Origin of the sequence: Niveispirillum sp. KHB5.9 (genome assembly GCF_048066115.1) — a bacterium.
Taxonomy (GTDB): Bacteria; Pseudomonadota; Alphaproteobacteria; order Azospirillales; family Azospirillaceae; genus Niveispirillum.
In genome coordinates this window covers 675631-690009 of record NZ_JBLTYX010000001.1, presented here as the reverse complement: position 1 = coordinate 690009, position 14379 = coordinate 675631, and the positions used below count along the sequence as shown (strand labels likewise).

General features: G+C 65.2%; 11 protein-coding genes. 6 read left to right on the top strand and 5 right to left on the bottom strand.

The window, feature by feature from the left end; translation table 11 throughout:
* Nucleotides 1-21: 21 nt before the first annotated feature.
* The 4 genes from ACM9HJ_RS02740 to ACM9HJ_RS02725 are packed head-to-tail and all read right to left on the bottom strand — an operon-like array spanning nucleotide 22 to nucleotide 4170.
* Nucleotides 22-363, bottom strand: a complete 342-nt coding sequence (locus ACM9HJ_RS02740; RefSeq protein ID WP_416570142.1) for a carboxymuconolactone decarboxylase family protein — start codon at nucleotides 361-363, stop codon at nucleotides 22-24.
* A gap of 15 nt (nucleotides 364-378) precedes the next feature.
* Entirely contained in the window at nucleotides 379-1233 is an 855-nt protein-coding gene (locus tag ACM9HJ_RS02735; RefSeq protein ID WP_416570141.1) for a p-hydroxycinnamoyl CoA hydratase/lyase, read from the bottom strand.
* Between the two features lie 14 nt (nucleotides 1234-1247).
* On the bottom strand, nucleotides 1248-3380 hold the full coding sequence (locus tag ACM9HJ_RS02730; protein ID WP_416570140.1) for an acetate--CoA ligase family protein: 2133 nt from the start codon (nucleotides 3378-3380) through the stop codon (nucleotides 1248-1250).
* Between the two features lies 1 nt (nucleotide 3381).
* The gene (locus ACM9HJ_RS02725; RefSeq protein WP_416570139.1) at nucleotides 3382-4170 is read right to left on the bottom strand and encodes an HpcH/HpaI aldolase family protein; all 789 of its coding nucleotides are present in this window, start codon (nucleotides 4168-4170) and stop codon (nucleotides 3382-3384) included.
* 263 nt (nucleotides 4171-4433) lie between these two features.
* Between ACM9HJ_RS02725 and ACM9HJ_RS02720 the strand changes: the two genes are divergently transcribed.
* The 6 genes from ACM9HJ_RS02720 (at nucleotide 4434) to ACM9HJ_RS02695 (ending at nucleotide 12426) form a co-directional block, all read left to right on the top strand.
* Complete coding sequence (locus ACM9HJ_RS02720) at nucleotides 4434-5336, top strand: hypothetical protein (protein ID WP_416570138.1); 903 nt, start codon at nucleotides 4434-4436, stop codon at nucleotides 5334-5336.
* 54 nt (nucleotides 5337-5390) lie between these two features.
* Nucleotides 5391-6305, top strand: a complete 915-nt coding sequence (locus ACM9HJ_RS02715) for a DUF6282 family protein (RefSeq protein WP_416570137.1) — start codon at nucleotides 5391-5393, stop codon at nucleotides 6303-6305.
* A 68-nt stretch (nucleotides 6306-6373) separates the two neighbouring features.
* The gene (locus tag ACM9HJ_RS02710; RefSeq protein ID WP_416570136.1) at nucleotides 6374-7705 is read left to right on the top strand and encodes an MFS transporter; all 1332 of its coding nucleotides are present in this window, start codon (nucleotides 6374-6376) and stop codon (nucleotides 7703-7705) included.
* 11 nt (nucleotides 7706-7716) lie between these two features.
* Nucleotides 7717-8616, top strand: a complete 900-nt coding sequence (locus ACM9HJ_RS02705; RefSeq protein WP_416570135.1) for an amidohydrolase family protein — start codon at nucleotides 7717-7719, stop codon at nucleotides 8614-8616.
* A 4-nt stretch (nucleotides 8617-8620) separates the two neighbouring features.
* Nucleotides 8621-9418, top strand: coding sequence for an amidohydrolase family protein (locus ACM9HJ_RS02700; protein ID WP_416570134.1), 798 nt, complete (start codon nucleotides 8621-8623; stop codon nucleotides 9416-9418).
* 164 nt (nucleotides 9419-9582) lie between these two features.
* On the top strand, nucleotides 9583-12426 hold the full coding sequence (locus ACM9HJ_RS02695; protein WP_416570133.1) for a TonB-dependent receptor plug domain-containing protein: 2844 nt from the start codon (nucleotides 9583-9585) through the stop codon (nucleotides 12424-12426).
* Between the two features lie 327 nt (nucleotides 12427-12753).
* On the opposite strand, the gene ACM9HJ_RS02690 is transcribed toward ACM9HJ_RS02695, so the two are convergent.
* Entirely contained in the window at nucleotides 12754-14352 is a 1599-nt protein-coding gene (locus tag ACM9HJ_RS02690) for a GMC family oxidoreductase (RefSeq protein ID WP_416570132.1), read from the bottom strand.
* Nucleotides 14353-14379 lie beyond the last annotated feature (27 nt).

Genomic DNA, 14379 nt, shown 5'->3' with positions numbered 1-14379 from the left:
TGGAAGCGGAGCGGGAGCCCCTCACCCCTCTTTCCCCTTCGCCTCCCGCTCCTCGACAACCTCCAGGAACTTGCGGCTGGCGGAGATGGCGGATGGCCAGGAGGCGTAGAAGGCGAGATGGGCGATGGCCTCGCCGATCTCCTCCTTGGTCAGGCCGTTATCCAGTGCCAGACCCAGATGCGCCGGCAGCTGCTCCGGCCGGTACATGGAGATCAAGGCCGCGATGGTGACCAGGCTGCGGTCGCGCTTGGACAGGCCCGGCCGCTCCCACACATCCTCGTAAAGCACGCGGTCGGTCAGTTCCACCAGGGTGGGGACCACCGCGGCCAGCTCGTTACCCTTCTTGGCGCTCGGCCGTTTCATGGAGATACCCCTTGTTTATTCCGGACGATTGTAGGCACCCATGCCGGGGCGGAAAGTCTTTTCGTCCAGGAACTGCCTCAGCCCCTGCTCCTTGCCCTTTTCCGGGTCCACGAAATTGGTCTGGTCGACCTTGGCCGTCAGATATTCCGACGCCTGTTCCCAATTCATCTCGCGGGCGTATTTATAGGCCAGCTTGGCCTGGCGCAGCACGGTGGGGTTCTTGCCCAGCAGCGTGCGGGCGATCTCCGTGGTGCGGGCGCGTAGCCGTTCCTTGGGTACCGCCTCGTTCACCAGGCCCATCGACAGGGCCTTGGCGCCGTCGAACTGTTCACCCGTCATCACATAATAGAGCGCCTGACGGTCGCCCATGACGGTGGCGATGGCCTTGGACACGGCACCGCCGGGGATGACGCCCCAGTTGATCTCCGACAGGCCGAACACCGCCTTCTCATCGGTGATGGCCAGGTCGCAGGCGATCAGGGGCGTGAAGGCGCCGCCGAAGCACCAGCCATTGACCATGGCGATGGTCGGCTTGGCGTAATGCATCAAGTTGCGCCACTGCCAGGCGCGGGTGGAGCGATAGGCGCGGTGGCGTTCGATATCGCCCAGCCCATCGGTGGCCCGGAAGAAATCCTTCAGGTCCATGCCGGCGGAAAAGGCCTCGCCCACGCCGGTCAGGACCAGGACGCCGCAGCGCGGATCGGTCTCCAGCGCGTCCAGCACCTCGTTCATTTCCTTGGCCAGGGCGACGCTCATGGCGTTGCGCTTGGCGGGGCGGTTCAGCTGTACCCAGGCGATGCCGTCCTCGAACTCGACCAGCACGTCGTTGCCGCCGGGGATAGGCCGTTCAATGGCTTCGGTTGTCGTCACGTCCGATGTCCTTTTCATTCAGCGATGAACAATGCGTCGAGCGCCATGACCCCTTCGCCCTTGGCGAAAACAGTCAGCGGGTTGACGTCGACTTCCCTGATTTCAGGGTGGGCGCGCAGGATGGCGCCCAGGGCCAGGATGGCGTCGGCCGCCGCTTCCACATCGCGGGCCGGCTGGCCCCGGAAGGGGCCCAGCAGCCTGGCGCCGCGCATCTGGTGCAGCCGTTCCAGGATCTGGGTGCGGCCGGCATGGGAAGGCAGCATCTCCACGGCGTCCAAGGCTTCCACCCAGACGCCGCCCAACCCGAACACCACGAACGATCCCCATTCGGGATCGTTGCGGCCGCCCAGAACCAGTTCCAGGCCGGGCCGCGCCATCTCCTCGATCAGGATGCCGTCCAGGGTGCCTTCGGGCACATGAAGCTGGGCGCTGTCCATCAGGCGTTGCCAGCCGGCACGCAGGGCGGCCTCGTCCTTCACGCCCACGATGACGCCGCCGACATCGCTCTTGTGGGTCAGGCTGGCGGCTTGAAGCTTCATGACGACCGGATAGCCGATACGGCCAGCCAGTTGTGCGGCGGAATCCACGTCGCGGAAGACCAGCACGCCCTTGGGCGTACGGATGCCGAATTCCGACAGCAGCGCCTTGCCCTCATATTCTGGCAGCGGACCCTGGCGGGGCAGCTTCTGCGCCGGCACGGGCGGGGCCGTGCGGCTGGCGACACGGGCCAGGGCGTCGGCGTAATTATGCACGGCGCGGAAGGCACGCAGCGCCCGGTCAGGCGACCGGAACAAGGGCGTGTCGGTCTCGCGCAGCGGCGTGACACAGCCGGGGTCCAGCGGTGCCTCATCCCCGATGATGGCGACGGCCACGGGTTTGGGGGCCGTCCGGGCCAGGGGGGCGATCACCTCCGACTTGGCCCGCTGCTGCCAGGGGCCGCCACCGGCCAGGGCCAGCAGGACGGAGCCCACCGAGGGATCGGCCATCATGGCGTTGGTGGTGTTGGCGAAGACCGAGGCGTCGGAGAAGCCGGCGATGCCGACATCCAGGGGGTTCGACGCCTCGCATTGCGGGGGCAGCATCTGGCGGAAGGCGTCCAGTGTCTCGTCACTCAACGCCGCCACTGGCAGCCCGACCTTCTCACAGAAATCCAGGCTGAGGCCGCGGACGGCACCGGAATTGGTGACGATGCCCATGGCGCCCTTAACCGGGGCGGGGAAGCGGTAGAGGATGGAGGCGGTGTCGAACAGCTCGTCCATCGTTTCCACCAGGACCACGCCCTCATCCTCCACGGCTGTCTTCATGGTGGCGTAATCGCCCAGCATGGCGCCGGTATGGGATTGGGCGGCGGCACGGCCGGACGCGCTGGATCCTGGATGGACCATGACGATGGGGCGACCAGCCTCCCGCGCCATGCGGGCCGCAGCCAGGAAGGCGGCGGGGTCGCGGATCTGTTCGACATAGACGGCGATCAGGTTCGCCCCTTCCTCCACTAGATGGCGGATGACATGGTCGACGCGGACCACCGCCTCGTTCCCCGTCGACACGACATGGGAAATGCGGATGCCACGGGCGAGCAGGGCGGAGCGGATGTTGGAGGCCATGGCGCCGCTCTGCGCGATCACGCCCATATGCGGGCCGGCCGCCGCCGGCTGGAAGGTCAGCGATTCAAAGCTCAGCGCCGCACCACTGGTGTAATTGGCGAAGCCCATGCAGTTGGGGCCCAGCAGCGCCAGACCGCCCTCGCGGCAGAGGCGGGCGATTTCATCCTGCTCCTTGGCACCCTGCTCCCCGGCCTCGCGGAAACCGGCGGCGAAGACGATGGCACCGCCCACGCCGCGTTCGATGCAGACCTCGATCGCTTCCTTCACTGCCTTGCGCGGCACGTTCAGCACGGCCACATCGACGCCATGGGGCAGGGCCTGTAGCGAGGGCAGGCAGGGAACGCCGTTGATCTCGGCCCGCGTCGGGCTGACCAGATGCACGGGGCCGGTGAAGCCGGAACCGGCGATGTTCTTCAGCACCACGCCGCCCACCGACGCCGGCTCCGGCGAGGCACCGGCGATGGCGATGGAGCGGGGACGCAGCAGGCGTGCGAGATCGATACGGGAAGCGGATGCCCCCGTCTGCACATCGGATGTCTGCACTTCAGACCTCTCGTCTGTTGGCGCGGAAGGGCGCGAACCGATCCGCCGCACCTTTCAGCGCGTTCTTGTACATGACCATGTCGGACTGCCAGGCGATGTAGCGCGCACCGCGTTCCACAGCAGCTTTCAGGTTGTCGGGGTTGCTGGCGACCATGCCGAAATGCCGGCCGGCCCGCTTGCAGGCATCGACCACCTTGTCCACGACCTTCAGTACCTCCGGATGGTCGGCCTCTCCGGGATAGCCCAGCGACTGGCTGAGGTCGCCGGTGCCGATGAAGGCCACGTCCAGATGTTCCACTTGGCACAATGCCTCGATATCGGCGGCCATGCGGGCATTTTCGACATGCACGGCGACGGTCGTGTCGCGGTTGGCGCGCTCGATATAGGTCTTGGGCGGGGTGAAGGCATAGTCGCCGGCGCGGCAACCGGGGGCCCAACCGCGTTCCCCGATGGGGTGGTACTTGGCGCGGCGGATGACGGCGCGCGCCTCTGCGGCGGATGACAGCGAAGGCACCTGGATGCCGCTGGCGCCGCTGTCCAGCGCGTGCAGGATATTGGCCTCTCCCGCATCGGCGGTGCGGACGATGGCGGCCATGCCGACCAGCTGGGCGGCGCGGATAAGCTCTTCCATCTCACCATGGGTGAGATTGGCATGCTCGCTGTCGATGATGATGAAGTCGAAACCGGAAAGCCCGATCATCTCGACAAGGTTTGGCGAGGCGAATTTGACGAAGGTGCCGAAGACCGGCTCGTCATTCTCCAGGCGCCGCTTGATTAAGCTGTTGATCACAAGGCACCTCCCGATGGGCGACGTCGCTCTCGCAACGGGGACGTCTGCCGCCCGTCCATCCAATGCAAATGCCGGATGGGAATCAAATGCTGATTGAAGCCTTGTTCGATAACGATGCGGTATCGGAGCGGTTGGCTGGAAAACCGATGCCGTGGCGGCATCGATTGGCGGGTTAAAAAGAATTAGACGCAAGCCTGCATTGCCTTCCTACTGTACCAATCGGCAAGTGCCGGAATGAAATAGAATATTCCCCGGGAGGCGGCGTGTACGGAAAGAACGACTTGCGGGCTGGGTTGGCGCCGATGGCGGTGAAGGCCGCGGCAACGCCCTTCAAACCCGCGTCCTACGCACGGTTCTACGCGGAAACCCCAGCAGAGGCGGGCGAATTGGCCCGTACCTGGCTGGCGCGGGGCCAGAATCTGATCGTGGCCTACAGCCGTGTGTCTGCTGGCGCTGTACTATCGCGGACCGGCCAGATCGACGAATATGCCGTGGTGCTGCCTGATGCCGGCCTGTCGGTGGAGATCACCGCCGGCGATCAGACGGAGACGGCGCATGGTCCCTGCGTGGCTTTCGTGCCGCCTGGCGACAGTGTCGTGAAGGCGCTGGGGGAGGGCAATCTCTATCGGCTGCTCACGGTGCGCTCGGCCGACCTGGCGGCGCGATGTTCCAACGCCGGCGACTATGCCACGCCCGATCCCAATGTCCCGGAATTCCAGGCATGGCCCGACCCCGTGGGCGGCTTCCGTATCCGGGTCTATTCCGGGGACGTGCCGGCGCAGCAGGGGCGTTTCGGCCGGCTTTATCGTTGCTCCACCATCATGGTGAACCTGACCAGCGGTCGGCCCGGGCCCCGCGATCCGGGCGACCTGTCGCCCCACCATCATGATGATTTCGAGCAATATTCCATCGCCACTGCCGGTGACTTCATCCACCATCTGCGCTGGCCCTGGACGGGCAACAGTGCACACTGGCTGGATGACCAGCATGAGTTTTGCGCCAGCCCCTCGGTCGCGGTGATCCCGCCGCCGGCCATCCACACCTCGCAAGGGGTGGCGGACGGTCTGAACCGTCTGCTGGATGTGTTCTGCCCGCCGCGCAAGGACTTCTCCGCACGCGAAGGTTGGGTGCTGAACGCGGCCGATTATCCGGCCCCGGAATTCTGATCAAGAGCCAAGAACCGCCACCAACGCGGCGCTTTACCCCAATGGGAGGAAGAGATGACGGACCCCAGGATCGATGCCCTGCTGATCGGCGCGATTGACCTGCATTGCCACAGCGGCCCCTCGGTGATGCCGCGTAGCCTGAACCATGTGCAGGCCATTCATGAGGCGGAGGCCGCGGGCCTGCGCGCCATCCTGTTCAAGGATCACTATTATTCCGTCACGCCGGTGGCCGAGCTTCTGAAGGAGACGATGAAGCCGAAGATCGAGCTGTTGACGGGCGTGCCGCTGAACAATACCTCGGGCGGCCTGAACCCCTATGCGGTCGAGCATGGGTTCAAGCTGGGGGCTCGGCTGGTCTGGATGCCGACCTTCTCGGCTGCCAACCATATCCGCCATTCCCATCGCCGCCAGTTCCTGCCCACCAAGGAAAAGATGCTGCCGCCCACGGCGCTGAGCGTGGTGGATGCCAAGGGCGCCCTGCTGGACGAGGTCAAGGTGATCCTGGACCAGATCGCCGATTACGACGCCATCCTGTCGGCCGGCCATCTGCATATCAGCGAGATCTGGCCGCTGTTCGCCGAGGCCAAGAAGCGCGGCGTGAAGCGGCTGATGGTCAACCACCCGACCTTCCTGATCGACTGCAACGCGGCCGACATGAAGGAACTGGCTGCCATGGGGGCCTATCTGGAGCATTCCTGCTGCATGTGGGCGGGCGTGCAGGGCAAGCATTACACGCTGGAAAGCCTGGATGTGGTGATCAAGGCCGGTGGCGTGGACAGCACCATCATCGGGTCCGACCTGGGCCAGGTCGGCAATCCCAGCCCCGTCGACGGGTTCCGCCATGTCATCGGCATGTGCATCGAACTGGGTTATTCCGACGATGACATCCGCAAGATGATCAGCCTGAACGCGGCCAGGCTGGTCGGGCTGGACGAGCCCAGGCAGGTACGGTCCGCTGCCGCCGAGTGACGCTATAGGGGCGGTGGCCGCTGTCGCCGCCATAACGACGACAAGTCGGAATTCAGGGAGAAACGAGCATGCCGGCCAGTCCTTTGGACGTCATCGCCAAGATGCCGATGCGCACGCGGCAATATGTGATCATCGCCTTGTGCTGTCTGATCAACATCACCGAAGGCTACGACATGATGTCGGCGGCCTATACGGCGCCGCTGTTCACGGCCGAATGGGGTGCGCCGCGCGCGGCACTGGGTATCCTGTTCTCCATGGGCTCCCTGGGGTTGGCGTTCGGTGCCTTCGCGGCGGCACCGATTGCGGAACGGATCGGGCGTCGCGGCGTGACCTTCCTGGCATTGGCCGGCATCACCATTTCCCATGCCCTGTCGGCCATGGCCAACTCCATGGAGATGCTGACCGTCCTGAAATTTATGATGGGCGTGGGGCTGGGCATGCTGGTGGTCAGCCTGAATGTGCTGGTCTCCGAATTCGCCAATGATGACCGCCGCAACCTGATGCTGTCGCTGCTGCATACCGGCTTCAGCATCGGAATGACCATCAGCGGCGCCGTAACCGGGCTTTTGCTGGAGCCGTTCGGATGGCGGTCGGTGTTCGTGGTCGGTGCGGCCATCAATATCGTGCTGCTGGCGGTGCTGGTGCTGTTCATGTGGGAATCGCCGGCCTATCTTCTGTCGGCGCGGCCGCGCAATGCTCTGCCGCGGCTCAACAAGATCCTGACCGGTCTCGGCCAGCCGACCCTGTCGGAGCTGCCGCCCCCGCCGCCGCGCACCGAGCGCAAGGAGAACCGGGCGATGGCGCTGCTGTCCGGCGATGTGCGGCGGTTGTCACTCCTGATGTGGACGGCGTCCTTCGTCTATGCCGTCGTTGGTTATTTCCTGCTGAACTGGAAGCCGACCGTTCTGGTGGATGCCGGTCTGACGCCGACGCAGGCGAGCTTTGCCGGTGTGGCGCAGGGCATCTGCGGGTCGGTCGGTCATATCGTGGTCGGTATGCTGGCCAAGCGCGTAGGGGAAGGGCGGTTGACCGCGATCTTCTTCCTGGTCATGGGCTGTGTTCTGGTGCTGTTCGGCAATGTGCAGGCCGATCCGCCGGTGATGATCGCGCTGGCCTGTTCGCTGACCTTCTTCACGGTCGGCTCCTATACCGGTGTGTTCCTGACCACCATCGCCCATTATCCGCTGCATCTGCGCAGCTTTGGTGTCGGTTTCGTGGTCGGTATCGGCCGGGCCGGCGCCGTCATCGGCCCGTTCATCGGGGGTCTGCTGCTGGGTGCCGATATCGGCCGTGGCGCCACCTTCGTGTTCTTCGCCGCGCTGAGCGTGATCCCCGCCCTGGCCCTGCTGGTGCTTGGCCGGGCGATCAAGCCCGGCCCGCAAGCCGCCGCATCGGCGTGACGGGGGAAAGCATGGGTCAGGCAACCAGTCGGGAACCGCTCTACGATTCCCACGCACATGTCTTCACCACCGATGAGGCGCGCTATCCCATGGATACGCGCAACGCAAGGGAGGGGGAGGAAAACCTTCGCCGGCGCATCGCCGCCGACCCGATGACCGGGGAACGTCTGCTGCAACGGTGGGAGGCGACGGGGATCGTGGGCGGCACCGCCGTGCAGTACAACACGATCTACAAGAAGGATAACCGCTACCTGCTGGATATGGCGGATGCCTTCCCGGAACAGTTCTCCGCCGTCGTCATGCTGGATGCCCAGGACCCGGAAAGCCCGGCCAAGATCGACCGCATGGTGGCCGATCACGCGATCGTCGGCCTGCGCCTGTTCGGCTCCCCCGACGCCGACGGCAATTATCCCTGGCTGGACAGCGAGGCGGCGCTGAAAAGCTGGCAGGCGGCCGACCGCCATGGGTTGACCATGGTGGTGATGTATGCGCCGGGCGTGCCGTCGGCCGCAGCTTTGCAGCGCATCGCCCATCTGGCCTGCCGCTTCCCGCGCCTGCGCATCGCGCTGGACCATTTCGGATGGCCGGGCGGGGGAGAGCCGGGATCGATGGGGCTGGTGCCGGAAATCGTGGCCATGCGCCAGTTCCGCAATGTCTATTTCAAGCTGACCACGATCAATTTCAACATGTTCGACAAGGCCGGGGTCGATCATGCGGCCTTCGTCCGGCGTGCCGCCGATGTTATGGGCGCCGACCATATCATGTGGGGGTCCGACGTAGGCAACACGCCCGACAGTTACGAGAGCATGGCTGCACAGGCCCGCGCCTCGGCCTTCCTGCTGACCCCGGACGAGCGCCGGCTGTATCTGCGCGCCACGGCCCGCAGCCTGTTCCAGCGGGGAGCGCGGTAGGAAGATGCTGGCCGACCCGCCCATCGTTGACGCGCATGCCCATATCATGACGCGGCGCATGCCGTTCCGAGAGGATGCCTGGACCCGGCCGGATTACGAATATACGGCCGAGCATTTCGTAGCCGACCTGGATCGGCACGGCGTCGCCTTCGGCATCGTCACCGCCGCCAGCCTGTATGGCGACTATAACGACTACACGCTGGCCGCGCTGGCCCGGTACAAGCGCCTGCGCGCCACCGTGATGCTGGAGCCCGACACCGATGCTGTCACCATCCGGTCGCTGGCCGACCAGGGCGTGGTCGGCGTGCGGATGCAGTGGAAGGTGGATGCCGCCCCGCCGGACCTGGCCAGCTTCCGCTACCGCAAATTCCTGAACCGCCTGGCCGATTGCGGCATGCATGTCGAACTGAATGCCAGTGCCGACCAGCAGGCCGTCGTGCTGCCGGTGTTGGTGGCGCACGGCATCGATATCGTCGTCGATCATTTCGGCCTGCTGCGCGCCCCCGACGGCATGGACGGCGAGGGGTTCAAGGCCATCCTGCGCGCCGTGGCGGCGGGGCGGACCTGGGTGAAGATCTCCGCGGGCTTCCGCCTGGACCCCGCCCTGCGGCAGGCGGCGGCGGCACGGCTGCTGGCCGAAGCCGGCGGCGACCGCCTGCTCTGGGGCAGCGACGCGCCGTTCGTGGGCAAGGAAGGGGCTGTGTCCTATGCCGACACCGTTTCCCTGTTCCAGGAACTGGTGCCCGATGCCGCCACGCGCCGCCGCATCTCCGACGCGGCCCTGCGGCTCTGCTTCTTCTGACGAATGATCCCGGGCGAACCGTTCGGGCAGATCAGGGTTTGATACCGGAACGGTATCGGTCATGCCGAGAGTGGCATTGGACTTTCGTCATCGTAGAACTGAATATGAAATTAACAAACAATATGTGAGCCGAATGAAACGTCGTTCGGTCAGGGAGGAAGAAGATGGTCCATGAGCTGCGTCGCGGTTCCGGTGCGCGTGCGTTGAATGTCGGGGCGGTCAGCCTGATCGCGCTCAGTGTCGGTTTGCTGGTTCCGCAGACGGGTGTTGCCCAGGAACTGGAGCTGGAAGAGATCGTTGTCACCGGTACGCGTATTTCGGGCTTCACGGCCCCCACGCCGCTGACATCGGTCGGTGCGGCGGAGCTGGAAGACAAGGCGATCACCACCGTTTCCGACCTTTTGCAGGAAGTGCCGCAGCTGAAGGTCAACCAGAATATCGGCAAGTCGAGCGAGCCGATCGGCGCGTCCAATGCCGACCTGCGCGGCCTGGGCACCCAGCGCACACTGGTGCTGATGAACGGCAACCGCGTCGGCGTGACCGATCCCGGCGGCACCATCGACACCAACATCATCCCCGTCGCCCTGATAAAAAGCGTGGAGATCGTCACGGGCGGCGCTTCGGCCGCCTATGGTTCCGATGCCGTGGCCGGTGTGGTCAACTTCATCCTGGACAAGGAGTTCGAGGGGGCGAAGGCCGATGTCTCCTACGGCGTGTCCGACTATGGCGATTTCCGCCGCCCCACCGTCAATTTCGCCGTGGGCCACGGCTTCCTGGACGGCAAGCTGCACGCGTCCATCGCCGGCGACTATATGCATAATTCCGGGCAGACCAGCCAGGCCAGCCGTCCCTGGGGCGACGACCACACGGTGCAGCTGACCAACCCCGCCTATACGCCCACCAACGGCCAGCCGCGCCTGCTGATCGTCAATGACGGCGTCTTCTCGCAGATGACGCCGGGCGGCGTGGTCGGCCTGCAGGGCGGCAATAATACGCTGGCCCGCAACCTGGCGGCGCGTCTTGGCTTCGCGGCCGGCACCGGTGTGCAGTTCGGGCCCAACGGCGTGCCCATCCCGTTCCAATACGGCACCAATATCGGCACCACCTATATGCAGGGCGGCGGCAATGGCGATCAGGCGGTGGATGGCGGCAACCTGCTGCCGAATATCGAGCGCAAGAGTGCCTATGGCCGTGTCGATTTCGAGCTGACCGAGGATGTCAGCCTGTTCGCGGATGTGCTCTATTCCGAGGTGCATGCCAAGTCGGATCTGGTGCCCAACCCGGATACCGGTACCCTGACCATCCGCAACGACAACGCCTTTCTGCACAGCTCCGTCAAGGCGGCGATGGCATCGCTGGGCCTGACCAGCATCCCGTTCGGTCGCTACAATGTGGAGGATGGCAATTCCATCTTCGAGACGACGACCAAGGCGCGGCGCGCCAGCTTCGGTGCGGAAGGAAGCCTTGGCGGCACCTGGGCCTGGAGTGTCACCGGCCAGCTGGGCCGCAACACCTATGACCAGGCCGCCTATAACAACCGCCTGTCGCAGCGCTGGACCAACGGCATCGACAGCGTCATCAACGCGGCCACGGGCCAGCCGATCTGCCGCGTGCTGCTGAACAACCCGAACCCGACGGCAGCCCAGGACCCGTTTGGCGACATCCGCAACTGCGTGCCGATCAATCCGTTCGGTGCCGGTTCCATCACCCAGCAGGCCCTGAATTATTATCACGGCACCTCGACCACCTATGCCGAGATGAAGCAGCAGGTGTATGCCGCCAATATCTCCGGCTCGCCGTTTGCCACCTGGGCCGGGCCGGTGTCCATCGCGGCGGGTGCGGAATACCGCACGGAGAAGACCACCCAGACGTCGGACGCGGATTCCGCGGCCAGCCGCTGGCGCTCCATCAACGCCCAGCCGTTCAGCGGCCGGTACACGGTGAAGGAAGCCTACACCGAGGTAGCGGTGCCGCTGGCCGAGGGCATGTCCTTCGCCAATAAGCTGGAGTTGAACGCCGCGGCCCGCTACACGGATTATTCGACCAGCGGGTCGGTCTGGACCTGGAAGGTCGGCGGCAATTACGAGCCGATCGAGGATTTGCGCTTCCGCGGCACCGTCTCCCGCGATATCCGCGCACCCAACAATTTCGAGCTGTTCTCCCGCGGCAACCAGGTGATCAACTCGATCATCGACCGGGAGACCAACATCGCCCGGCAGACGACGCTGGTCACCGGCGGCAACCCGGACCTGCTGCCGGAAAAGGCCGACACCTATTCCATCGGTGTCGTGGTGCAGCCGGATTGGCTCAGCGGCTTCCGCGCCTCGCTCGACTATTACAATATCAAGGTCAAGGATGCGATCTCGGTCGTCCCGGGCCAGGATATAGTGAATTTCTGCTTCCAGGGCCAGACGCAGTTCTGCCCCGCCATCATCCGCACCGGCGGCATCATCACCCGCGTCAATATCGTGCCCTTCAATGCCAATGCGCAGGAAGTGGCGGGCCAGGATTTCGAGGCGGTCTATTCCTTCCCGCTGGATCTGGGTGCGGCCAATGGCGACATGCAGCTGCGCCTGCTGGCCAGCCATGCCGACAAGCTGGCCACCACGGCCAATGGTGTCACCAACGATTATGTCGGCCTGGCCGGCATCTCCCCGCCGCCGCAGGGCGTGCCGGAATGGCGTGTCAATCTCAGCGCCAGCTACCGGTTCGATGATTGGCGGCTGGGCGTGGCCTATCGCTATGTCTCTGGCGGCAAGATCGACACGCGCTTCAACCAGACCGTCCTGGACATCGCCGACAACAGCATCGACGGCATCAACTATTTCGACGCCAATGTCGCCTATGACCTGACGGAGAACCTGACGCTGTACGGGTCGGTGGAAAACCTGACGAACGAGGCGCCGCCGATCACCCCCAACGGTATCGTGCAGCCCACCATCGCCAACTCGCCCTTCTTCGACAATCGCGGGCGCTATTGGGTGTTCGGCCTGCGCGCCCGGATGTAATCCCTCCCCCATGCACTGCGCCGGAGCGGGTGACCGCTCCGGCGTTTTTTTGTTTTGGGGGAGTTTCGTGCTCCTACCCATATTTTTCGTCATCCCGGCGGAAGCGCATAGGCGCTAACTTAGGGGATTTGCATTGCCATAGAAGCCCCTTCTACCGTCACCCCGGCGAAGGCCGGGGCCCAAGTCGTAGAGCCAAGCGCTTGTCACTTGGGCCCCGGCCTTCGCCGGGGTGACGGTAGTGAGGGCGGAATTGGTCTGCCCAATCATTTAAGTTAGCGCCTATGCGCAAAAGCCGGGATGACGGTAGAGTGAGGGGAAAGCGGGTGCCTAAACCCGGATCAAATCCGCCGCCTTCTCCGCCACCATGATCACCGGGGCGTTGGTATTGCCGCCGGGCACGGTCGGCATGATCGAGGCATCGACGACCCGCAGGTTCTCCACCCCGATGACGCGCAGGCTCGGGGCGACCACGGCACCCTCGCCCGTGCCCATGCGGCAGGTGCCCACCGGGTGCTGGGTGATGCGCAGGTTGGCGCGGATGAAGGCGTCCAGGTCGGCATCGCTGTCGCGATCGGCCCCCGGTTTCGTCTCCCGTGCCGCCAACGTGGCAAGCGGGCCGGCGGCGAACAGGGTGCGCAGGGCCCGGATGCCGCGGCGCAGCTCGGCATAGTCGCGCTCGTGCGACAGCAGGTTCAGCTGTACGCGCACCTTGTCGGCCGGGTCCTTGCTGCGCAGGGTCACCCGACCGCGGCTTTCCGGATGCAGCTGGATCACCATGATGGAGAACATGTCCGCCAGACGCTTGCTGACGCCCGGCACCCAGATGCGGGCGTCCAGACGTACCGGCATCACCATCAGCTGGATATCCGGCCGCGCCAGTTCCGGCAGGGTCTTGATCAATGCGGCGCAACTGGTCACCTGAGAGGCGAACGGACCGCTGCCCAGGAAGGCCCAGCGCAGCACCGACAGGGCGGCGCGATCGAAACGCAACTGCTGAAGGAACGTATCGCCGGTGGCCGCGAATTCCGCATAGACCATGGGATGTTCGGACAGATTGCCGCCGACACCGGGACTGTCGACCAGGACTTCGATTCCCTGCTCGCGCAGGTGGGCGGCGGGCCCGATGCCCGACAGCATCAGCAGCTGCGGGGAGTTATAGGCGCCACCCGACAGGATCACATCACGGGCCGCCCGCACCTGATGCGCGACGCCGCCCTGGCGATATTCCACGCCCACGGCACGGATGCCCTCGAACAGGATGCGCGTCACCTGGGCGTTGGTGACCAGATGCAGGTTGGGCCGCTTCAGGGCCGGGCGCAGATAGGCGCGCGCCGCACTGGCGCGCCGTCCGCGCCGGTCGATGGTCACTTCGCCGAGCGCGAAGCCCTCCTGCTGGTCGCCGCTGAGATCCTCGCTCATCGGAAAACCCGCGGCGGCAGCCGATTCCATCACCTGGTCGATGCGCAGGGAGGGATGGCGCACGGGGCTGACGGTCAGGGGGCCGTCGCCGCCATGGTGCGGGCCGGCGCCGCGCCAGCTGGTCTCCATTTTGCGGAAATAGGGCAGCACATCGTCATAGCCCCAGCCGGGACAGCCCAGATCGCGCCATTCATCATAATCGCCGGCATGGCCGCGCATATAGATCATGCCATTGGTGGTGGAACAGCCGCCCAGCACCCGCCCGCGCGGCAGCGGTACCTGACGTCCGTCCAGATGCGGCTCCGGTTCCGTGGCATAGCCCCAATCCTTGGCCGGGTCGGCCATGGCGGCCATGAAGCCCAGGGGCATGGCATGGAACGGGCTGGCGTCGGACCCGCCCGCCTCGATCAGCAGCACGCGGCGACTGCCATCCTCGCTGAGGCGATTGGCCAGCACGCATCCCGCCGACCCGGCGCCGACGATGATATGGTCGAATTCCTGCGACAAGGTCCCTCACAATTTCGAAAGGAGCTG